The organism is Actinoplanes sp. NPDC051411, assembly GCF_040682075.1.
Taxonomy (GTDB): Bacteria; Actinomycetota; Actinomycetes; order Mycobacteriales; family Micromonosporaceae; genus Actinoplanes.
In genome coordinates this window covers 1-18,654 of the sequence record NZ_JBFBAD010000172.1, presented here as the reverse complement: position 1 = coordinate 18,654, position 18,654 = coordinate 1, and the positions used below count along the sequence as shown (strand labels likewise).

Annotated in this window: 21 protein-coding genes; 11 read left to right on the top strand and 10 right to left on the bottom strand. The window is 71.2% G+C overall.

All coding sequences use genetic code 11. From position 1 onward, the window contains the following. Positions 1–127: 127 nt before the first annotated feature. The gene (locus tag AB0M88_RS48025) at positions 128–457 is read right to left on the bottom strand and encodes a hypothetical protein (protein ID WP_364114088.1); all 330 of its coding nucleotides are present in this window, start codon (positions 455–457) and stop codon (positions 128–130) included. A gap of 255 nt (positions 458–712) precedes the next feature. Beyond that, positions 713–1,165: a hypothetical protein gene (locus tag AB0M88_RS48020; RefSeq protein ID WP_364114086.1), complete on the bottom strand. Its 453-nt coding sequence runs from the start codon at positions 1,163–1,165 to the stop codon at positions 713–715. 543 nt (positions 1,166–1,708) lie between these two features. On the opposite strand from AB0M88_RS48020, the gene AB0M88_RS48015 reads away from it, so the two are divergent. Further along, positions 1,709–2,404 carry a hypothetical protein gene (locus tag AB0M88_RS48015; protein WP_364114084.1) on the top strand — a complete coding sequence of 232 codons (696 nt, stop codon included), beginning with the start codon at positions 1,709–1,711 and terminating at the stop codon, positions 2,402–2,404. Between the two features lie 88 nt (positions 2,405–2,492). On the opposite strand, the gene AB0M88_RS48010 is transcribed toward AB0M88_RS48015, so the two are convergent. After that, a complete protein-coding gene (locus AB0M88_RS48010) occupies positions 2,493–2,774 on the bottom strand; it encodes a hypothetical protein (protein ID WP_364114082.1) in 282 nt (93 codons plus the stop codon). A 734-nt stretch (positions 2,775–3,508) separates the two neighbouring features. Here AB0M88_RS48010 and AB0M88_RS48005 point away from each other — a divergent pair. Next, positions 3,509–4,069: a hypothetical protein gene (locus AB0M88_RS48005; RefSeq protein WP_364114080.1), complete on the top strand. Its 561-nt coding sequence runs from the start codon at positions 3,509–3,511 to the stop codon at positions 4,067–4,069. Between the two features lie 176 nt (positions 4,070–4,245). Beyond that, the gene (locus tag AB0M88_RS48000) at positions 4,246–4,773 is read left to right on the top strand and encodes a GNAT family protein (protein WP_364114078.1); all 528 of its coding nucleotides are present in this window, start codon (positions 4,246–4,248) and stop codon (positions 4,771–4,773) included. Here the strand turns inward: AB0M88_RS48000 and AB0M88_RS47995 are convergent. The 3 genes from AB0M88_RS47995 to AB0M88_RS47985 all read right to left on the bottom strand — a co-directional run bounded on the left by AB0M88_RS47995 (position 4,770) and on the right by AB0M88_RS47985 (position 8,791). Further along, a complete protein-coding gene (locus AB0M88_RS47995; RefSeq protein ID WP_364114076.1) occupies positions 4,770–5,081 on the bottom strand; it encodes a hypothetical protein in 312 nt (103 codons plus the stop codon). The two genes, AB0M88_RS48000 and AB0M88_RS47995, sit on opposite strands and share 4 nt — an antisense overlap. Positions 5,082–5,170: 89 nt before the next feature. Continuing rightward, entirely contained in the window at positions 5,171–5,992 is an 822-nt protein-coding gene (locus AB0M88_RS47990; RefSeq protein WP_364114074.1) for a Bax inhibitor-1/YccA family protein, read from the bottom strand. A 111-nt stretch (positions 5,993–6,103) separates the two neighbouring features. Further along, positions 6,104–8,791: a CHAT domain-containing protein gene (locus AB0M88_RS47985; protein WP_364114072.1), complete on the bottom strand. Its 2,688-nt coding sequence runs from the start codon at positions 8,789–8,791 to the stop codon at positions 6,104–6,106. A 36-nt stretch (positions 8,792–8,827) separates the two neighbouring features. Between AB0M88_RS47985 and AB0M88_RS47980 the strand changes: the two genes are divergently transcribed. Further along, a complete protein-coding gene (locus AB0M88_RS47980; RefSeq protein ID WP_364114070.1) occupies positions 8,828–9,220 on the top strand; it encodes a hypothetical protein in 393 nt (130 codons plus the stop codon). Here the strand turns inward: AB0M88_RS47980 and AB0M88_RS47975 are convergent. From AB0M88_RS47975 to AB0M88_RS47960, 4 genes are all read right to left on the bottom strand, one after another. Continuing rightward, positions 9,217–12,915 carry a CHAT domain-containing protein gene (locus tag AB0M88_RS47975; RefSeq protein WP_364114068.1) on the bottom strand — a complete coding sequence of 1,233 codons (3,699 nt, stop codon included), beginning with the start codon at positions 12,913–12,915 and terminating at the stop codon, positions 9,217–9,219. The genes AB0M88_RS47980 and AB0M88_RS47975 overlap by 4 nt on opposite strands. Before the next feature lie 79 nt (positions 12,916–12,994). Next, positions 12,995–13,351 carry a VOC family protein gene (locus AB0M88_RS47970; protein ID WP_364114066.1) on the bottom strand — a complete coding sequence of 119 codons (357 nt, stop codon included), beginning with the start codon at positions 13,349–13,351 and terminating at the stop codon, positions 12,995–12,997. 14 nt (positions 13,352–13,365) lie between these two features. Next, the gene (locus AB0M88_RS47965; protein ID WP_364114064.1) at positions 13,366–13,653 is read right to left on the bottom strand and encodes a hypothetical protein; all 288 of its coding nucleotides are present in this window, start codon (positions 13,651–13,653) and stop codon (positions 13,366–13,368) included. Positions 13,654–13,699: 46 nt separating this feature from the next. After that, positions 13,700–14,113 (bottom strand): phage holin family protein, encoded by a 414-nt coding sequence (locus AB0M88_RS47960; protein ID WP_364114062.1) that lies wholly within the window; start codon positions 14,111–14,113, stop codon positions 13,700–13,702. A gap of 258 nt (positions 14,114–14,371) precedes the next feature. On the opposite strand from AB0M88_RS47960, the gene AB0M88_RS47955 reads away from it, so the two are divergent. The 7 genes from AB0M88_RS47955 to AB0M88_RS47925 form a co-directional block, all read left to right on the top strand. Beyond that, the gene (locus AB0M88_RS47955; RefSeq protein WP_364114060.1) at positions 14,372–14,911 is read left to right on the top strand and encodes a methylated-DNA--[protein]-cysteine S-methyltransferase; all 540 of its coding nucleotides are present in this window, start codon (positions 14,372–14,374) and stop codon (positions 14,909–14,911) included. Continuing rightward, positions 14,908–15,393 carry an RNA polymerase sigma factor gene (locus AB0M88_RS47950; RefSeq protein ID WP_364114058.1) on the top strand — a complete coding sequence of 162 codons (486 nt, stop codon included), beginning with the start codon at positions 14,908–14,910 and terminating at the stop codon, positions 15,391–15,393. The genes AB0M88_RS47955 and AB0M88_RS47950 overlap by 4 nt, the downstream gene beginning before the upstream one ends. Continuing rightward, a complete protein-coding gene (locus AB0M88_RS47945; protein WP_364114056.1) occupies positions 15,390–15,992 on the top strand; it encodes a methylated-DNA--[protein]-cysteine S-methyltransferase in 603 nt (200 codons plus the stop codon). Before AB0M88_RS47950 ends, AB0M88_RS47945 begins: the two co-directional genes overlap by 4 nt. A 5-nt stretch (positions 15,993–15,997) precedes the next feature. Then, complete coding sequence (locus AB0M88_RS47940; RefSeq protein ID WP_364114054.1) at positions 15,998–16,642, top strand: hypothetical protein; 645 nt, start codon at positions 15,998–16,000, stop codon at positions 16,640–16,642. A gap of 34 nt (positions 16,643–16,676) precedes the next feature. After that, complete coding sequence (locus AB0M88_RS47935) at positions 16,677–17,291, top strand: class I SAM-dependent methyltransferase (protein WP_364114052.1); 615 nt, start codon at positions 16,677–16,679, stop codon at positions 17,289–17,291. Positions 17,292–17,363: 72 nt separating this feature from the next. After that, entirely contained in the window at positions 17,364–17,903 is a 540-nt protein-coding gene (locus AB0M88_RS47930) for a hypothetical protein (RefSeq protein ID WP_364114050.1), read from the top strand. Positions 17,904–18,072: 169 nt separating this feature from the next. Then, positions 18,073–18,654: hypothetical protein (locus AB0M88_RS47925; RefSeq protein WP_364114048.1), on the top strand; the 582-nt coding region annotated here is incomplete at its 3' end.

Below are 18,654 nucleotides of genomic sequence, written 5' to 3'. Positions count from 1 at the left end.
GGGCGCCGGGCCACGACGATTGGGGGCCCCCACCGGGTTCTCGGTGGAGCGCCCCCCATTACCTCGTCCGGGTCCGCGGTGGAGGTGGTCGCGGACCCGGACGGTTCAGGAAAGTCCCGTTGGGCGTTCAGATGCCGGTGCGGTCGCACTCCTCCGGCCGCCGGGGGTAGATCCGGGGCGGGTGAAGCCGGGCCGGGTGGGCCCGTGGCCGATCGACGGAAAGGCCGCCGGCGCCGGCCGGGCTCTGGCGGGTCATCATGCTGAGAATCGACACCGAGGCCTTGTCGTATCCCCGGCGGTAAGCCTCGTCCCGCTCGAGACCGTGCCGGTGCCACTGATGGATCCGCCCGAGGGCATAGGCACTGGACATGAGAAGGCTGAGCGTGAGGGCGAGGAAAAGGGGGCCGTTACCGGGGGCGGTCATTGTTACCTGCCACGTCGATCCATCCTTGATCATGCTGTGAACCGGGGATTCCCGTTCGCCGGATCCGGGAATCCCCGGGTAGTTCGCGTCGCGATTCACGGTGCCGCCGGCACCCGCTGCCGGTTAAGGGCGCGCCGCTACGGGAATGGTCCCCAATCGCTTCACGAACCGCTTCTTGCGAGACGAAAAACGCGCATTCGACAACGCGGGATTTCGGTCGCGGGTCCACCGTTGAGGGGCAAAAGGACGTCCGTGGCTGACCGATCGGCCGAGCCCGGGCGTCAGGTTTCATCCGGTCGCGACCACGCTCGAACCGGCGGACCATCCGGCCTCCAGCCCGGCGATGACCTGATGCTCGGCCACATGCAGGTGGTCGGCGACCTCGTCGACGGTGGGCGACCGGCGCAGGCGCGCGCACAACTCGCTCTCGGCGGCCGCGATCGCCACCTGCAGGGCCGGGAACGGCGAGGCGGATTCCGGCCTCCCGAACCGCTCGCGCCGGTGCCGCCGCAGAGCCCGGATGACGAGCGGTACGACCAATGACGAGCATTCCGGCCCTCGCGCACCGAGGCGGCGTTCGACGTCGAGGATCACCTCGACGGCCGCCCGGATCATCCCCTCGTCACTGCCCCCGGCCACCGCGAACCGGGCCGCGAGTTGCTGGGCGAGGGGTCGCCAGCGGTCGCCGGCGTACGAGAGCTCCCGGCCGCGCCGGCCGTCGGTGAGGTCGGCGTCTCGCATGGCTCGACTCCCTCGCATTTGTTCGGATCCTGGCCCGCTCGCCGCGGAGCGTCATCTGAACAACAGATGGAAATGAACGCGGGCATTCAGCGGTACGCGTCGTTGTACTCGCCGACCCTTCAGCCAGGTCCACCCGTACGCATTAATCCCAACAGCGTAGGGTCCCGGTGCCGAGGCCGGCCATTCCGCTTCCGACCGGCCCACTCGCCCGTTCAGAAATACATCGTTGCCTGTTCGGACGAGGGCGCTCGTAGGCTCCCCATTCCGCGGGGCGCCGATTCGACGCTGAAAGGCTGAATTTCCCGCGAACAGAACGATCCGCTTTGCCAACTTTGTGGGATTTTGCCAGCATTCGCGCATGTATCCCGACGCCGGCAGGACCGGTTCCGTGCAACCCCTCGGACTCCCGTCACGTTGTCTCATCGCGGCTCCGGCCGCGTCGGTCACGGGAATCGCGGCCGTCGGGAATGGATCATGACGCGTGTTTCACCACCGCATCAGGTGATCACCGCACACACCTCGCCGAGGATCATGGAGACGGTTGTGAATGACGATCAAAGAGCCGAACGCGTCAAGGTAACGCTCCATCGCAGTGCCATCGGCAGTGCCACCGTCGTGGTTCCGGTGATCACGGCGGCGGACGCGGCCTCGCCGGCGCCGGCTCTGATGTCGCCCGACGAGGCGCTTCAGGTTCTCGCCCTGGCGCAACGTACGGCCGAGAACCACATCACCGCGGCCAACCGGCACGCGCAACAGGTCCGGTCCGAGGCTCTGGCCTCGGCCGAGCAGATCCGGCTCGAGGCACATTCGTACGCCGAAAAGGTCCGCGCCGAGGCGAACCGGCTCCGGGACGAGGCCCGGTCCGCCGCCGAGCTCCGCGGTCGCGACGCCGACGCGCAGGCGGCCGAGATCCGCCGTCAGGCCGAGTCCACGCTCGCCGGCGCGCGCGCCGAGGCCGACCGGATCGTGGCCGGCGGCCACGAGCGCGCCGAGCAGCTGGATCTTCGGGCGAAGCAGCGCTATGAGGACGCCGTCGGAAGCCTGGCGATCCGGCGCGAGGCGCTGCAGAAGCAGATCGAGGCGCTCGCGATGTTCGACGCCGACTATCGCCATCGGCTCGCCTCGTTCATGCACACCCAACTACGGGCGCTCTGGATCGAACAGTCCGGAGCCGGCGAGATGCCGGAGATCGAAGTGCAGCGGCCCGGCGGACCGGTCGGCTGTCCCGAAGTGAGCTGAGCGGGATCGATTGTGTCAGCGTCTGAACCGCGACGAATCGCGGTTCAGACGCTTTTTGTCGTTCATCCTCGCGCGGTCATCCTCCGGTTCACGACCGCCGACGCTGGCGTCGGCGCAGATCGATCTCTCGCCAGTTGTCCGGGATCTGCGCGATGAAGAAGGTCTGCACGGGTGGAAGAACGCCGGCGGATGCGAGCATCTTCTGCTCGCGAATCCACCGGCGGGTATCCGTGCGCAGACGTTGCACTCGTGCGCGAGTGACGGGGTCCGACGGGTCGCTGTACGGCTGGTCGCTTTCCAGTAGTGCCAGCGCTGCCCGGTAGGCCGCTCGCCAGCGAGCGGGAAGAGCGATGTTGCTGAGTTCCATCACGTTCGATTCCTTGCTGCGTTTTACCTGGCCGGTGGCTCGGCCCTCTACCCCGCTCGAGGGCGGCCGGTCCGGAAGCACCGAAATTCTGTTGGAAGTCCCCCGAATGCTCGTCGCCCCAGAGATCTGGGTGATCGTTCTTGGCGCGGAAACCGCGATCACGTTTTTCTACGGGGGTGCCGGCCGACGCCGCACGCGTTGTGTCCACAGTGCACAAAATGACGGCGGCAAGATTATCCAACAAAAGCCAGACGTTTTCGGCATGCCATCAAGATGCCAGAGGCGACTGGGTCCGTCATGACAGTCTATTTCCGTATTTTGGCCCACTGCTATCAGCGGACAAGTCGCAAAGCAATGGGGCACAAAAGCGGATCTGCACTATTTCGAGTTAGTACCGACGAGCACGACCGACTCTCGGTCAGCTACTCGTCGGGATTTCAGGTGCCGGGGGCAATACGAAGGGCGGTCAGTCCGGTGCGATCGGCCGACTGGAACATCTGTTTGTACTACATCTAACGAGTAATCATCTGGTTACTGAGCGCGAAAGCAGTAGGAAAGCCCGCGAAATACAAGTGATGCTCGCACTTCGGCCACATCTGGCGTATGCGTACGAAGACCACCAAAACTGTCCTCCGAACGGTCATCCGGTGGCGGTCATTCTGGCGACAACCGACGTAGTGCGAATCGGGTTTTCCCTCACGAAATGCACCGCGGAACACCGCATGAAAGGAATCGCGATGAAAAAGCTCACCCGCATCCTGACCATGGGCGGCTTCGGTCTCCTCGCTGCCCTGGCGACCGGCGCCGGACCGGCTAACGCGGCGACGCCGACCGCCACTCCGGAGAGCAAGCAGGTGGTCAAGCAGGTCCAGTGGCGCTCCGGTGTCGACATCGTCGGCTACTACCGGAACCTGCAGGAGTGCGAGCTGGCCGGCCAGTTTGGCGAGCGTACCGGCCACTGGGACGACCACAACTGCACCATCATGCGCATCGGCGCGCGGAGCGGCGCGTGGGCCCTCCAGGTCGCCAGCGGCGACGACTGGGACCGGGGCGGGTTCGGGGTGCCCTTCCGCGCCATCGGCGGCTTCCCGGTCCAGTTCCGTCCCGTGTGGGCGGGCGCGTTCCGGGGCAACAACCACGGGCCGGTTCGCGGCCACGGCGGCAACGACCACCACGGTGGCAACGACCACCACGGTGGCAACGATCACCGCGGCGGCAACGATCACCGCGGCGGCAACGACCACGGTGGCAACGACCACCACGGTGGCAACGATCACCGCGGCGGCGGCCACCGCTGACGCTCATCGCACGACGGTGAACGACGTGAATTCGGGAGGGATATTGCCGCCAGCTCTCCTGTGAGCATTCGTGTGGGCACATCTGGTACCGCCGGGCCAACGCCGCGCCCGGCGGTACCCGCCTTTCCGGCGTTAATCGACTTGATCACGGGCCGTCGAGCGGCTAGAAGGTCAGCATGCTTCGAGGTCCCAAGGTCGGGCTGCGCGCCCGTGTCGAGTCGGATGTCCCGGTCCTGCAGCGCGAGCTGTACGAGGACGTCCTGAACTACTCCCGGGCCGCGGTGCGGCCCTGGCGGCCGGTCTCCCCGGGCCGCGCCGGCGAGTTCTACGCCGTGGGCGACCACGACGAGGGAAACGCGATCTTCTCGGTCGTCACCCTGGACGGCGACGAACTGGCCGGCGAGTGCGGGCTGTGGGGCATCGACCTGCACAACCGTTCGGCGTCACTCGGCCTCGCCCTGCTGCCGGGCGCCCGCGGCCGCGGCCTGGCGGTCGACATCGTGCGGGTGCTGTGCGACTACGGCTTCAAGATCCGTGGCCTGCACCGCATCCAGATCGAGACGCTGGCCGACAACGCCGCCATGCGGGCGACCGCCGTCCGGGCCGGGTTCACCGAGGAGGGCATGCGGCGGCAGGCGGGCTGGGTCGACGGCGCGTTCCTGGACGACGTCACCTACGGCCGGCTCGCCTCCGACCGGCCTTAGATCCCGACACGCAGCTCGTCGACGGCCGCTGCGGCCTCGGCGAGCAGCGCCGCCGGTGGGGCGGCCGCCAGAAGGTCATCGGCGAGCACCCGCAACTGGTCGGGCAGCACCATGTCGTGCTCGCGCGGGACCGGGCGGCGCGGCCGGTGCTCGGCGTCCGCGCCCAGGTCGGCCAACTGCTGGATCAGGGCATACATGAGGTCGCCGCGGGTGGCCGAAGCTCCCGGGGTGCGCGACCACCAGCGGCCCTGCTCCCAGTGGCGGACCTGGTTGTGCAGGCGGTCCACGGACGTGGCGAATTCAGTCACGAGACGACCCTAGGACAGCGCCCCGGCCGGAACGGACAACGCCCGGCCCGTGGGGAGACGGGCCGGGCGTCGACGAACTGTCACGGGTGCTAGTCGCGGCTGCTGCCCTGCAGATAGCTCAGCAGGCGCAGGATCTCGAGGTAGAGCCAGATCAGGCCGACCAGGATGCCGAACGCGCAGATCCACGAATAGCGCTGCGGCAGGCCCTGGCGGATGCCCTGCTCGATCTGGTCGAAGTCGAGGATGAAGCTGAGCGCCGCGACCACGATGCAGACCAGGCTGAAGATGATGCCCACCGGGCCGCTGTCACGCAGGCCGGTGTTGACGCCGAAAAGGTAGAGCACGAAGTTGATCAGCATGACCGCGAACAGGCCGCCGATCACGGCGATCAGGCCGCGGGTGAACTTCGGTGTGGCTCGGATGACCTTGAACTTGTAGAGCGCCGCCATCAGGAAGAACACGCCGAAGGTCGAGACCACCGCCTGGAGGACGATGCCCCGGTAGCCGAAGAACTCCTGGTAGGTCTTGCTGACCATGCCGACCAGGACACCCTCGACGATCGCGTACGCGATGACGAGCGCCGGGTTGGCCTTCCGCGAGAACGAAATGATCAGACCGAGAGCCAGTCCGACCACCGCCGCGCCGATCCAGGCCGCACCGGTGAAGCCGTCGGGCACCAGGTTCCACGCGGCGATCGCGGCGATGCCGGTGAGCCCGAGCAGCGTGACCGTCTTGACGACCACGTCGTCGATGGTCATGGGCTGGACGGCCGGCGGGGCGGCCGGGTAAGCGGCCGTCGGATATGGCTGGCCGTAGCCCGGCTCACCCGGAGGGCCATAGGCCCCGTATCCGGCCCGCTGTTGCTCAGCGGCCCGGCCCAGGCGCGAGAGCACCGGGTTGGAAGATTTCACTTTGCTCCAGCCTCCCTCTGAGGGTTGCCGCAGGTTGCGTGCCGTTCAAGCGTACGGGCTCCCCGCCTGTCTTGACGGCTGTCGAAGCTGTGAACCATCTGAAGGCCCCGCTCAGGCGCCGGTGTACGCGAACGCGGCCCAGAAGCGCGGGTCAGCGTACGGGCAGTCGCGCTCGCCGCCCGGCGGCGTCGGGCCGGGCAGCAGCGTGGCCAGGCCGGAGCGGGTCGCCGTGCGCAGCCAGTGCTGAGCCCGGCCGAGGGCGACCGCCGGATCGTCGCCCTCACCGCACCAGAACTGGTAGAACGCGGTCATCAGATAGGTGGTGGCCAGGTCGTCGACCGCCCAGCTGGTCGCGATCACGCCGGCGAAGCCGATTCTCAGCAGGGCGGACGGGAGGCCCACCACCTCGTTCGGCAGGGCGGCGCCGACCAGGTTGGTGCGGCAGGCCGACAGCACGGCCAGCCGGTGCGGCCGCGGTTTCAGGTGCGTGGCCAGCTCGGCCAGCGTGACGGCCCGGTCGGCGAAGAACAGGCGGCTCTGGAGGATCTCCGCCGGTTCGGCGTCGCCGTGGCAGGCCAGATGCCAGACCGTGTGGTGTTCGGCCGCGGTGCGGAACTCGTCCCAGGTGCACCCGTGGATCGGGCGGGCCGGGTCGCCGGTCCAGCGGCCGGCCACCTCGGCGGTCTCCCGGGCGACGTGCCGCAGATGGTCGCCGCCCGGCCCGTCCGGCGCGTCGATGGCGAGCAGCTTCCCGGGTCGTCCGGCGAGTTCGCGGGCCGTGGCCCGGGACCGTCGCAGGGCGCGGGCGTTCGGTACGTAGCGGATCGCCGAGTGCTGCCCGAGGTGCCGGTAGTCGGGTTCGAACTCGGTCGGGTGGGGTGGCCGGCCGGCCGCGTGCAGGGGCAGCAGGGTGAGCAGGCCGACCGGGACCAGGGTCACGATGCGGCCGCGGGCGCTCAGCAGGACGAGCCGGTTCAGGCCGCCGGTCCACAGGGTGCGCATGGCGGACGCCATCGCGTCGGGGGCCCGGCCGGCCGCCATCGGGGCGAGTTCGCGGGCGCGACGGGTCACCCCGTGGTCCGGGTCGAACAAGCGGCCGACGAGGCCGGCGACCGTATCGCGGTCGAGCGTGGGCAGGTCGACGTATTGCGGATCGTGGGTCGCGGCGATCACCAGGGCGTAGCCGCCGGCCCGGGCGGCGGCCAGGTAGACGATGGCGCCGTCGCCGGTCTGGTCGGTGACGTCCGGATAGGTGATCTCGTCCCGGGAGTCGGCCACCGCGCGTCCCGTCTCCAGGGCGAGAACCGCCTCCCGATAGCGGCCGGACCGGGCCAGCCAGTAGCCGGCCTCTTCCGCGTACTCCTGGGCGGCCAGGAGCGCCCGCTCCCGCGCCGTCGCGGTCTGCCGGGTGGCGGCGTCCTGGGCGGCGAGGGCGACGAGCCGGTCGTAGGCGTCGGCGGCGAACTCGGGGACGCCGGTGGCGGCCGCCCACTCGGCCCACGCCATGGCCAGCCGGACCCGGGCCGCGGGGCTGCCGGGCGCGTCCACCGCGCGACGCCAGGCGATCTGGCGCCGGACGCCGTCGTCCTCACCGGTGAGCGCGGCCCGGGCGGCGAGGACCTCCTGGAAGAGCCGACGATCGTCGGCGCCCGGGTGGTGCCACGGCCGGCATCGGCGCCGGATCAGCCGGACCGCCTCCTCGATTTCCCCGGGGTGCGAGCTCAGCGCCCGGAGCAGCAGGAGGCGGGCCAGCGCGGCGTCGGCCGGGGTGACTCGCGCCCGGCGGCGCAGACCGGCCGCCCGGCCGGCCCGGCACAAGCCGATGGCGACATCCAGGGCATCCGGGTCGGTTCGGGCCAGGAGAAGACCGTAGGTGGCCAGGGCCCGCGGCGCCGATCCGGCACCGGCCGATTCCCGTACGGCGTCGGACAGCTCGCCGCGCAGCACATGGCGGCGGGCCCGGAGCAACCGGTCGTCACGGCCCGAGATCAGCGCCTCGAGGGGGCCGAAGTCGTCGTGGACCTCCGCGCGTTCGATCGCCGCGTCGGCCTCGTCCGGGCGGGGCCAGCCGAACGGCGGCAGCCCCTCGACCTGTTCCGCCCGGGTCGTCCGGATCCGGTCGCGGAAGCGGCGCCGGTCGCGCACCTCCCGGATCTGCTGGAAGCCCTTCTCGTGGCTGGGGTTCATGGCGTCCTCGGCGCGTGTCGCGATGTCCCGCATCGCGGCGTCGACCGCCTCGGCCCGGGGATGGTCGAGGAACGCCTCCTGGGTGAGCAGGTCGATGCACATGGCGACGAAATAGCGGGCGGCCGTCCGCCTCGTGTTGTCGTTCTCGACGTCGCGGGTGTCGACCCCGGGATGAAGTTCGAGCACGAGATCGGCCGCGGGCGAGAAGTCCCGGTACCTCGCCGCGAGCATGACCATCTCGTACGCCGTCCAGTCGGATCCGGCGGCGCGCCAGGCCTTCCAGGCCTCGGCCAGCCCGGCCCGGTCGCCCCGCAGGCCGGCGTCCCGGTACGCCCACACGCGCGCCTGGTCCTCAGCGACCCTCCGCCGACTCGGGTCGGATGCCGTGGCCGCCCGGTGCCGGTACTCGAAGATCTGCGCCTCGTGGCCCCACCTCCCGGTGAACCACGGATCGGCCGGTTGCCCGCACTCCGGGCACGGGTGCGGCCACGACCGGGGCACCTTTTCCTCGCTGGTGCCGCAGTCCTCGTTGTTGCAGGTCCAGCCGCGCACCTGGGCGTCCGCCGGCGGGAGGTAGCCGTAGGAGGTACGGGGGAGGCGACCCGGGCGCATGCCGGTTACTGACGGACCGGTCCGTCAGGAGTCCTCATGAGACTGTTCCGCCGGGGACCCCGATCGCGTTTCCCCGCCGACATGACCGCCTGGCTGGAGACCTTCGGCCGGCACCGGCTCGACTCGTCGAGCATCAGGGTCGACAGCGACACCCTGTGGCGGCCGTTACCGGTGTTCCTGGAGGACGCGAAGGCCGACCCGGACGGCTTCCTGACCGATCTCGCCGAGTTCGTCGCCGGCGATCGGAGCGGCTTCGTGACGCTCGGCGCGGCCGGCCTGGTCTGGGAGCTCTTCAGCGGCGACGCGCTGCGCATCCCGGCCGCGCTGCCTCTGATCGACGCCGGAATCGCGATGAAGCGGGAGCGGAACCTGCCCGGCCTCGCCTTCACCGGTTACGAGTGGGAGCGCATCCACGCGCAGCGCGGCTAGCGTCCCAGATGGACGAAGCCCGCCCAGTGGGTGAGCGTGGTGTCGTCGTCCGCGTCGCGCATCGCCCGCTGGGCCTCGCGGAGCGCGAGATGCGGCGGCATCCGGCGGCCGGCCAGGTTGCCGTGGAACGCGACCATGAGCCGGGCCGTTTCCCGGTCCGGCACCGGCCACAGCGACCCCACCGTCGTGGTCGCTCCGGCCACCAGGAACGCGGTCGACAACGTGACCGCCTCGTCGTAGGCGCGTCCCGCGCGGTGGGTGGTGCAGGCCGCGAGCGACACGAGCCCGAGCGAACGGCCGGCCGGGCGGGCCGCCGCCGCCCGCAGGAGTTCCTCGGCCGAGACCGGGGCGCCGCCGGCCAGCAACAGGTACGACGAGGCGGGCCCGTCCGAGCGGACCACGCCGTGGCACGCGAGGTGCAGCACCGTGGCGGGCGGCGTCCCGGCACCGGTCAGCCAGGCGAAGACGTCCTCCGGCCGGCCGGGCCCGCTCGCCGCGACGAACGGATCGCTGGGACGGCCGCAGAAGCGGCCCCGGGCGTAGTGCTCGCGGAAGATCGTGGTCGCCTCGGCCCCGGCCTCCGGCAGCGCGTCGGCGTCGCGGCCGGTGTCCGGGTTGCCGATGACCAGGCCCACGTCGCCCGGCGGCGGGGCGGCCCGGCCGGCCACCTCGACCAGCAGGCGGCCGGACGCGACGTACGAGAAACTCGCCTCGTCGATCGCCCAGCGGCCGGAACCGTTCGCGGCGTGCCACGGCACCGTCGCGAGGGCACCGGCGGGCACGAGCACCAGGTGGGGCTCGCCGCGGTGGTTCTCCTGCCAGTGGTCGAGCAGCGGCCGGATCGCCGAGTCCCAGGCGGCGCGGCACACGTCGGTCAGCGTGCGCCCGACCGCCGACGTGACCCGCATCGGCGCGAGCTCCCGCGTCGCCACGGCTCGCTGGACGGCCGCCGGAACCGCCCAGTCACCGGTCAGATCGGGCAGGTCGAGCGTGTCGACCCGGCCGTCGCGTTCGACCATCACCGCGAGGCCGGGCGTGCCCGGCAGCAGATAGACCAGTGCGTCGGCGCCGACCTCGGCCAACGCCTCGCCGACCGCCTCGACCGACGGCGGATCGAAGAGCGTGACCTCCCGCTCGAGGATGCCCAGGGCCCGGAACCGGGCGTCGCCGGGCATAGCCGGGGCGGCGGTACGCCAGCCGGCGCCGTCGGCGTCCAGCGGATCCGCGCTCCACTGCTCGGCGAGATCGGCCGCGTCCGCCTCGCGCAGCAGCTCGGGAACCGTGGACGCGACGGTCGCGGCGTGCAGGACGAGACCGCGGCCGGTCTCCAGCGCCAGCCAGGCGCCACGCCGGTCGCCGAAACGCAGTGCCGCCCGCGCGACCTGGACGGCGTCGGTCGCGCTGCGCTGGGCGGCGGTCATCGCGTTCTGGGTGCCGGACTGCAGCAGCACCTGCCAGGCCCGGGCCCGCAGCGCCGCCAGTCCGGTCTCGACGGCGGCCGGGTCGCCGGCCACGGCCAGCGCCGAGGCCAGGGCCAGGCCGATCTCCGCGGCGCCCCGCTGCCCGGGCTGGGCCGCCGCGAGCTCGTTGGCCTCGCGCAGGGCCCCGATCGCGTGGTCGAGGTCGCCCGGACGCGGGGCGCTGTGGTGCAGTCCCACCAGCGCCACGCCGTACGTGGCCAGGAAACGGCCGCGCAGCAGCCGGCCGGCGGGCTCCCGCAGCGCGGCGCCGAGCAGGTCCACGCCCGTACGGGAAAGGCCGGGATCCTCCAGAGCCCGGCCGGCCAGGATCAGCGTTCCCCCGGCACTCATCCGCATGAGCGTCGTGAACGAGGCATCCGCCGGCAGGCCGTCGAGCATCTCGCGCGCGTAGCGGACCGCGAGCCGCCAGTCGTCGGCGTCGCGGGTCTGCCCGGCGCGCATCGCATAGCCGCCGGCCAGGCTGCGCAGCGCCCGGAACCGGGTCGGCTCGTCCCGCGGGACCGAGGTCACGATGCCGGTGAGGACGGCCAGGGTGTCGCCGGACGGCACCCCGCCGACGGCCTCGGCCCACATGATCTGCGCCTGGGCCGCCATGGAGGTCATCTCGTGGCGGTGGGGGTCGTCCGGCGCCTCGTCGCGCGCGTCCCGCAGCAGGTCGAGGCACCAGCGCAGATCGGCGAGATCACCGCGGTGCTCGAAGCGCAGCAGCAGGGCCTGGGCCAGGGACATGGCCAGGGCGACGCGGTTCATGTCGTCGAGACTCGTCGCCCGCAGCGCGTCGTGGGTCAACGCGATCGCCTCGTCGACGGCCGACGGGTCGCCGCCCGAGTAATGGGCGACGGCGCCGATCGCGGTGGCGAGCTGGGCCGCCGCGGCCGCGCGCACCTTGGGGGCGGTCGCCGGATCGTCGACGACCCGGCGGAACAGACCGGTCGCGCGGTCGGCGGCAGCCGGTTCGATCCGGCCCGCCTCGGCCCGGCCGATCAGCAGGCACGCGAGGTGATAGCGGGTCTCGGCGCCCTCGGCCGTACCTTCGGGCAGGCGGTCGAGCGCCTCGGTCGCGTACGTCTGGGCGGCCGCGCCGTCCCGGTCGTCGCCGGTGCGGCGGTAACGCTCGGACAGCATGCGGGTGAGCTGGGCGTCGGCGAAGCGGCGCTGGTCCGGTGTCAGTCCCGGCAGCGCGGCCTCGAGATCGGCGATGATCGGGTCGACGGCGGCCATCCGGTCACCGGTGCGCGACGCGTGATCCATCCGGACGGTCGCGCGGATCCACCGGGCTTCGGCCCAGAGGTCGGGCTCGGTCTCCGGGCGCTCGATGAGGCGACCGGCCGCGGCGACGGTGGCCTCGACGTCGACCGGATCGTGGCGCTCGTTGAAACGGCGGAAGTGCGCCGCCATCTCGAGGAGGTGGAACTCCTTGCGGACCATCGCGGGCAGCGCGCCGGGGTCGACGGCGGCCAGCACCTCGACGGCGGTGTCCAGCTCGCCGGGCGTCGGCTCGACGGCCGAATTGGCGGCCGCGTCGGCATAGGCCACCGCGAGCAGCGGATAACCCGACTCCTCGCGCCAGCCGGCCTGGAGGATCTCGAGCGCCCGGCGATGGTAGTGCGGGTCTCCCCCGGCCCGGAAGCGTTCCTCGTAGAGCGAGCCGAGCCGCAACCACATCGAGGGCCGGTCCGGCCAGCCGGCGTCGAACGCCGTCCGCAGGGCGTGCTCGGTGGCGGCGAAGTCGGCGTCCCGGTGGTGCTTGGTGTAGCGGGCGAACAGCCGGTCGGCGAGGCCTCCGAGGGCCACCCCCCACTCCGCCGACCCGGCCGGGAAACGCCCGGTCGCCTCGGTCATCAGGTCGACGGCCAGGTCGATGTCGCCCGGGGCGTCCCGCAGCTGCAGTGCCTCGGCGACGACCTGGAGCACCGCGCTCTCCAGCTCGGGATAGACGTCGTCGTCCTCCCGCAGCCCGGCCAGGGAGGCACGCCCGGCGCGTACCGCCTGGTCGAGGTCGGTGGGAGGCGAGTAGCGGCCCGGGATCATCGCGGCCTGGATGTGCCGGACGAGGAACAGCGACGCCCGGACGTAGAGAGTCGCCTCGTCTGAGCCGGTGAAATCTGCGCCGGCGAAATCGGATCCGGCGAACTCCGAGCGGCCGATGGCCCTGTCGATCAGTGCGGGTGGCGTCTCCGGTCCGAAGTCGCCCAGTTCCTCGAGCCAGTCCACGCCGGGTCCTGACGGACAGCGGATCTTTCATCGACGAGAAGGCGCGGGTGGTGGAGGTACACGCGCATTCAACAATCCCCTATGCCGTGCAGAGGCAGAACGGGTGGCCGGCCGGATCGGCGTAGACGCGGAAGTCCGGGCCCTCGCGCGGCAGCCGCGCGGCACCGATCTTGAGGACGGCCCGCTCGGCCTCCTCGATGTCGTCGACCATGACGTCGATGTGGAACTGCTGCGGACGCTCCGGGTCGGGCCACCGCGGTTCCCGCAGATCAGGCACCCGCTGGAAGGCCAGCCGGTGACGATCGGCGGCGTCGCGGATGACGACCCAGCCGTCCTCGTCGCGTTCCACCCGCATGCCCAGCAGTTCCATGTAGAACTCCGCCAGCGCCCGCGGATCCGGGCAGTCGATCACGGCGTGCTCGTAGCGTCCGATCATGAAGGCTCCAGTGGTCAGGCGAGGCCGTCGGCCGGAGTGCCGGCCTGCTGCGGCCTGTCAGGGGTGGCTTTGGTGGCCCGCGGTGTCGCCGGCTTGTCGGTGGCGGCCGCGTGCAGCTTGGCGTTCACGGCGTCGACGCCGGTGCCGAGCGCGCCTTTGGCCTTCTCCTGTGCCTGGACCACGGTGGGGTTGCTGCGGGCCTGGCGGACCTGGGCGACGATCTGCTCGTACGCCTCCCGGCCGGCCCGGCTGCCGAGCACGTAGCCCGCGGCGAGCCCGGCGGCGAAAGTCAGCAATTTCATCAGGATCTCCTCATTGTCGGTTGTCGATAGTCGGCCCGGGCGCTCCTCAGGACCGGCCCTCCCGGACGGAGGTCTTCACCGTCCGCACGTCGGCCCCGACGTTGGCGATCGTCTCGGCCGGGACCGGCGGCGCCGCCGCCTTCAACTTCCGCCGGCCCATCAGCGCGGCGATCCCGGCGGCGGCGAACACGACGACCATGACCACCAGGGCGGCCAGCCACAGTGGCCAGACGAGGTCGAGCGCCGCCACGGCGACCGCCAGCAGCAGGCCCAGGCCGTACAGCCCGAGCACGGCGGCACCGCCGAACAGGCCACCGCCCAGCCCGGCCCGTTTGCCCTTCTCCGCCAGCTCCAGTTTCGCCAGCGCCAGCTCGTCACGAACCAGCGTCGAGACCTGGCCGGCCGCCTGATTTACCAGGTCGGCTGTGGACGCCGTCCGCTGTTCCGGTATCGATGTCATGCGCGTTTCGCCTCCTCAACTTGCGATGGGGTGCCCCGAGCCGCCCACTCCAAACCCCGATGCTGGAGGACCACCGCCAGACGCAGCGCTTCAAAGGACATCGTGCTCGACCAGAGCGTGCCCAGGCTCGAGAGCCGCACCGCGGTACGCCCGCTGCCCGAAGGCGTGAGGTGGACCACAATACGGTGACCTCACGAAAGGCACGCCGCGCGCGTCTTCCCAGCGAGACATCATGACGGACAGCTCGGAGGAGCCCACATGGTCACGCTTGCCCCCGCCGGCACCCGGCGGCACGCCGTCATCGACTCCCCGGTCGGCCCGCTCACCCTGGTCCGGGACGAGCGCGGCATCACCGGGTTGTATTTTCCGCACCACTGGACCAAGCCGGATCCGGCCGGCTTCGGCCCGCGCGTCGATCCGTCCGACGATCCCGGCTTCGCCGATGTGATCACGCAGTTGGGCGAGTACTTCGCGGGAACCCGACAGACGTTCGACCTCCCGCTGGCCCCCGACGGCAGCGACACCGAACGAGAGCTGTGGGGCCTGCTGGGCGAGATCCCGTACGGCCGGACCACCACCTACGCCGCGCTCGCCCAGCAGATGAGCGGGCCGGTCAGCCCGCTCGAAGCCGGCAAGATGGTCGGCCGGAATCCGCTGTCGATCCTCGTCGCCTGCCACCGGGTGGTCGGCGCGGGCGGCAAACTGGCCGGCTACGCGGGTGGGCTGCCCCGCAAGCGCTACCTGCTCGACCTCGAACACACCCACGACGAGCACAGCACCGACCCTGGGCTGTGGTGACCGCCCAGCCCCCGTTCGAGACCGTCGTGGCCCGCCACGGCGCGATGGTGCTGCGCGTGGTCCGGGCGGTGCTGCCCGCGGCCGACGCCGACGACGCCTGGTCGGAGACGTTCCTGGCCGCCATGAAGGCCTACCCGGACCTGCCGGCCGACGCCAACCTCGAGGCGTGGCTGGTCACCATCGCCCACCGCAAGGCGATCGACGTGACCCGGGCCGCGGCCCGCCGCGCCACCCCGCTCGCCGAACTGCCGGAACGCCCGGCCGGGCCGCCCGCCGACGGCCACGACCTCGACCTGGCCGCGGCGGTGGCCGGCCTGCCGGACCGGCAACGGCAGGCGGTCACCTACCACTACCTGGGCGGACTGCCCTACGGCGAGATCGCGACGCTGGTCGGCTCCACCGAACCGGCGGCCCGCCGGGCGGCCGCCGACGGCATCGCCGCCCTGCGACGAGCCTTTCCACCCCAAGGAGTACGCCGATGACCGCACCCGATCTGATCGCCGCCTACCCGGTCGACGACCGCGACCTGACCGCCCTGCACCGCCGGCTCGCCACTTCCGCGGCCGCCGAAGGGCTGCTCGACGTCGCCTACCGTACGGTCGACAGCCCGGTCGGCGCCCTGCTGCTGGCCGCCACCCCGGTCGGCCTGGTCCGGGTCGCCTTCGCGGCCGAGGGCACCGACACCGTCCTGCAGGAACTCGCCGACCGCATCAGCCCCCGCGTCCTGGCCGCACCGGCCGCCCTCGACCGGGCCACCACCCAGCTCGACGAATACTTCACCGGCCACCGGCACCACTTCGACCTCGACCTCGACTGGCGCCTCTCGTCGGGCTTCCGCAACACCGTGCTGCGGCACCTGGCCACCGACGTCGGGTACGGCCACACCGCCAGCTACCGCGCCCTGGCCGACTTCGCCGGCAACCCCAAGGCCGTACGCGCCGTCGGCACCGCCTGCGCCACCAACCCGATCCCCGTCGTCGTGCCCTGCCACCGCGTCATCCGCTCCGACGGCACCATCGGCAACTACCTCGGCGGCCCGGCCGCCAAACGCACCCTGCTCGACCTCGAACAGAACTCCTGACCACCATGAGACAGACACCGGCCCGCAACCGCGTCGCCCCGACCGGTGAGATCATCGCCAGCCCCGGCCGCGGCGCGTGGCTGGGCAACCGGGGCCGCCTCCACGAGGGCCACGACATCGTCCGCAACCACCAGGTCAAGGCGTGGCTCACCTGCACCCTGTCCTACCGCGACCGGCGCCTGCCCCAGTGGGACCCGCACCACTACACCCTGCTGTTCTTCCTCGACGAGGCGGTCGCGTTCGCCGCCGGCCACCGGCCCTGCGCCGAATGCCGCCGGGCCGACTACCAGGCGTACGTCACCGCGTGGAGGCGCGCGGCGGGCGGCGAGCGCCCCCGGGCGTACGAAATGGATGCGCGACTGCACGCCGAACGTCTCCCCGGCGCCTCCGGCCGGCGCCACCGCCGGCCGGAGGCCTGGCGTGACCTGCCCGACGGAGTCTTCGCCGACACCGACCACGGACCGGCCGTGACCCTCGGCAACCGCCTGCTCGTGTGGGACCGAGCCACCAACACCTACGGCTGGCAGCTGCCCCGCCCGGCCGAGGGCTCCCCCCGGCTGATCACGCCACCGGCCAACGTCGCCGTCCTGAGGGCCGGCTACCCGGTCCAGATTGGACGCCCGCCGCAGTCGCGCCGAGTCGGCGTATGAGGAACGCTCGATTCCTACCGGATTACCAACGGCGATGAGGCTGATAACGGTGCGCGGCGGGGAACACTGGGCTGAATACAACGACAGCCAGCAAGGGCGTGCGGCCCGGCCATTGTGCGCCGAGCTGATCACGCTGGACGGTGACGGAGCGGGCCGGGATGCGATCGACCTGGGGTGTGGCGCCGGAATCGAGACCCGGGCGTTACTGAGTGCCGGTTGGCGGGTCTACGCCACCGACGCCGCGCCCGGCACCCGCGAGCGGGTCCTGGCCGCCACTGACGAGACCGATCCAGCACGGCTGACCGTCGAGGTCACCGACCTGCGCACGCTCCGCGACCTGCCGCACGCGGACCTCATCTACGCCGGCTATTCATTGCCGTACGTCGGCCCCAACCATCTCCCTGCCGTGTGGCGGGTGATCCGGGCCCGGCTGCGACCGGGCGCCTGGCTCGGAGTGAACCTCTTCGGCGAAAACGACTCGTGGGCCGGCAACCCCGACGAGGTCTTCCTCGGCGCATCGGCCGCCCGCGCACTGTTCGACGGCCTCGACGTCCTACGGTTCGACGAGGTCGAGGAGGACGGCCCGGCCTACAGCGGCACCAAGCACTGGCACACTTTCGACGTCATCGCCCGCATGCCGACGATGTGACGGCGGCGTCGCACCCCGGGAGCCGCCTGCCCGACGGTTGGCATCGGCTCGCCGGCCATGGAAAGTGGCCTCATGACGTGCATCGTCGGGATTACGGACGGGCGGACCGTCACCATTGGCGGAGACTCGGCGGGCAGCGACGGGTGGCACGTCGCGGTGCGATCGGATTCCAAGGTGTTTCAGGTCGGGCCATACCTGATGGGCTTCACGACCAGCTACCGGATGGGTCAACTCCTGCGCTACTCCCTGAGCGTCGGCGAGCCCGACACCTGGGACGTCGACCGGTTCATGGCTACGACGTTCATTGATGCCGTCCGCGAATGCCTTTCCACGGGAGGCTATGCCAGAACCGAGGACGGTCAGGAACAGGGCGGACAGTTTCTCGTCGGCATTCATGGCCGCCTCTATGTGGTCGGCGACGACTACCAGATCGGGCACACGATCTCGGGTTATGCGGCGGTAGGGTCCGGCTACCTGGTTGCCCTGGGGTCGCTGCACTCCACGGCCAAGTCGCCGGTTAGTAGCCGGCAACGTGCGGTGATGGCGTTGGAGGCAGCGGCCGAGCTCACGGAGGGCGTGCGGCCGCCCTTCACGGTGGTGCAGTCGGAGTAGAGGGCGGCCATGCTCTGCACCCTCGGCGCTTTATGCAGCAGCGTGGTCGCGCGGTGAGGGCCTGGGGTCTCGCTTTGCCTCAGCCGGTTATTCGGGGTGATCCTTTTCCGGCACCGATTGGCATGATCGACACCTGACATTTCTCCGTCCGGGTGCGGGAAAATAGCTTATGGCGCAGCTCGAGTTCTTTTCCCGGTCGCAAGTGGCGTCTTGGCGGGCCCGGACCTTGGCGCGCAATTATTCGCCCGAGGCTGAGCAGTTTCGCCGCGAGCATGAGCGGCATCGTGAATGGGGTTTGCGGCAGCGTCATGGTCGCCGGGCGATGAACCTGCGTCTGTACGGTGACGTCGTCGCGCCGGCCGATCGCACTGGCGGCGGTCGGCCATTGGCGCCGTCGGCCGCGGTGGCTGAGCCGGTCGACGCCGAGCGGTCGCTGGTTCAGGCTTCGAGCCGGAACGTTTTGCGCGGCCGGGGGTTCGCCTGTGCTGGTGATGCGGAGGTCGGTGAGGTCGATCCGGCCGAGCAGAGCGCTCCGGCCGGAGCCACCGCCTTCACCGACCAGAGCCCATCGGCTGCCCAGGCCGCAGGCGTTGACCAGCCCTCAGGTGTTGACCAGGCCGCATCCGCCGGTCAGGCCGCATCCGCTGACCCGGCTGACCTGGGCGGAGTGCTGTTGGTCCGGGGCGGCCGGCTGCCGGTCAGGGGGCGGCCGTCGTTGGTCCTGCGGAGAGTGGTGCTGTCGGCTGGGCGT

Coding starts and splice junctions, on each gene's coding strand:
- AB0M88_RS48025 (WP_364114088.1), bottom strand. CDS start 457: ATGATCAAGGATGGATCGACGTGGCAGGTAACAATGACCGCCCCCGGT.
- AB0M88_RS48020 (WP_364114086.1), bottom strand. CDS start 1,165: ATGCGAGACGCCGACCTCACCGACGGCCGGCGCGGCCGGGAGCTCTCG.
- AB0M88_RS48005 (WP_364114080.1), top strand. CDS start 3,509: ATGAAAAAGCTCACCCGCATCCTGACCATGGGCGGCTTCGGTCTCCTC.
- AB0M88_RS48000 (WP_364114078.1), top strand. CDS start 4,246: ATGCTTCGAGGTCCCAAGGTCGGGCTGCGCGCCCGTGTCGAGTCGGAT.
- AB0M88_RS47985 (WP_364114072.1), bottom strand. CDS start 8,791: ATGCGCCCGGGTCGCCTCCCCCGTACCTCCTACGGCTACCTCCCGCCG.
- AB0M88_RS47980 (WP_364114070.1), top strand. CDS start 8,828: ATGAGACTGTTCCGCCGGGGACCCCGATCGCGTTTCCCCGCCGACATG.
- AB0M88_RS47970 (WP_364114066.1), bottom strand. CDS start 13,351: ATGATCGGACGCTACGAGCACGCCGTGATCGACTGCCCGGATCCGCGG.
- AB0M88_RS47965 (WP_364114064.1), bottom strand. CDS start 13,653: ATGAAATTGCTGACTTTCGCCGCCGGGCTCGCCGCGGGCTACGTGCTC.
- AB0M88_RS47960 (WP_364114062.1), bottom strand. CDS start 14,113: ATGACATCGATACCGGAACAGCGGACGGCGTCCACAGCCGACCTGGTA.
- AB0M88_RS47955 (WP_364114060.1), top strand. CDS start 14,372: ATGGTCACGCTTGCCCCCGCCGGCACCCGGCGGCACGCCGTCATCGAC.
- AB0M88_RS47945 (WP_364114056.1), top strand. CDS start 15,390: ATGACCGCACCCGATCTGATCGCCGCCTACCCGGTCGACGACCGCGAC.
- AB0M88_RS47940 (WP_364114054.1), top strand. CDS start 15,998: ATGAGACAGACACCGGCCCGCAACCGCGTCGCCCCGACCGGTGAGATC.
- AB0M88_RS47935 (WP_364114052.1), top strand. CDS start 16,677: ATGAGGCTGATAACGGTGCGCGGCGGGGAACACTGGGCTGAATACAAC.
- AB0M88_RS47930 (WP_364114050.1), top strand. CDS start 17,364: ATGACGTGCATCGTCGGGATTACGGACGGGCGGACCGTCACCATTGGC.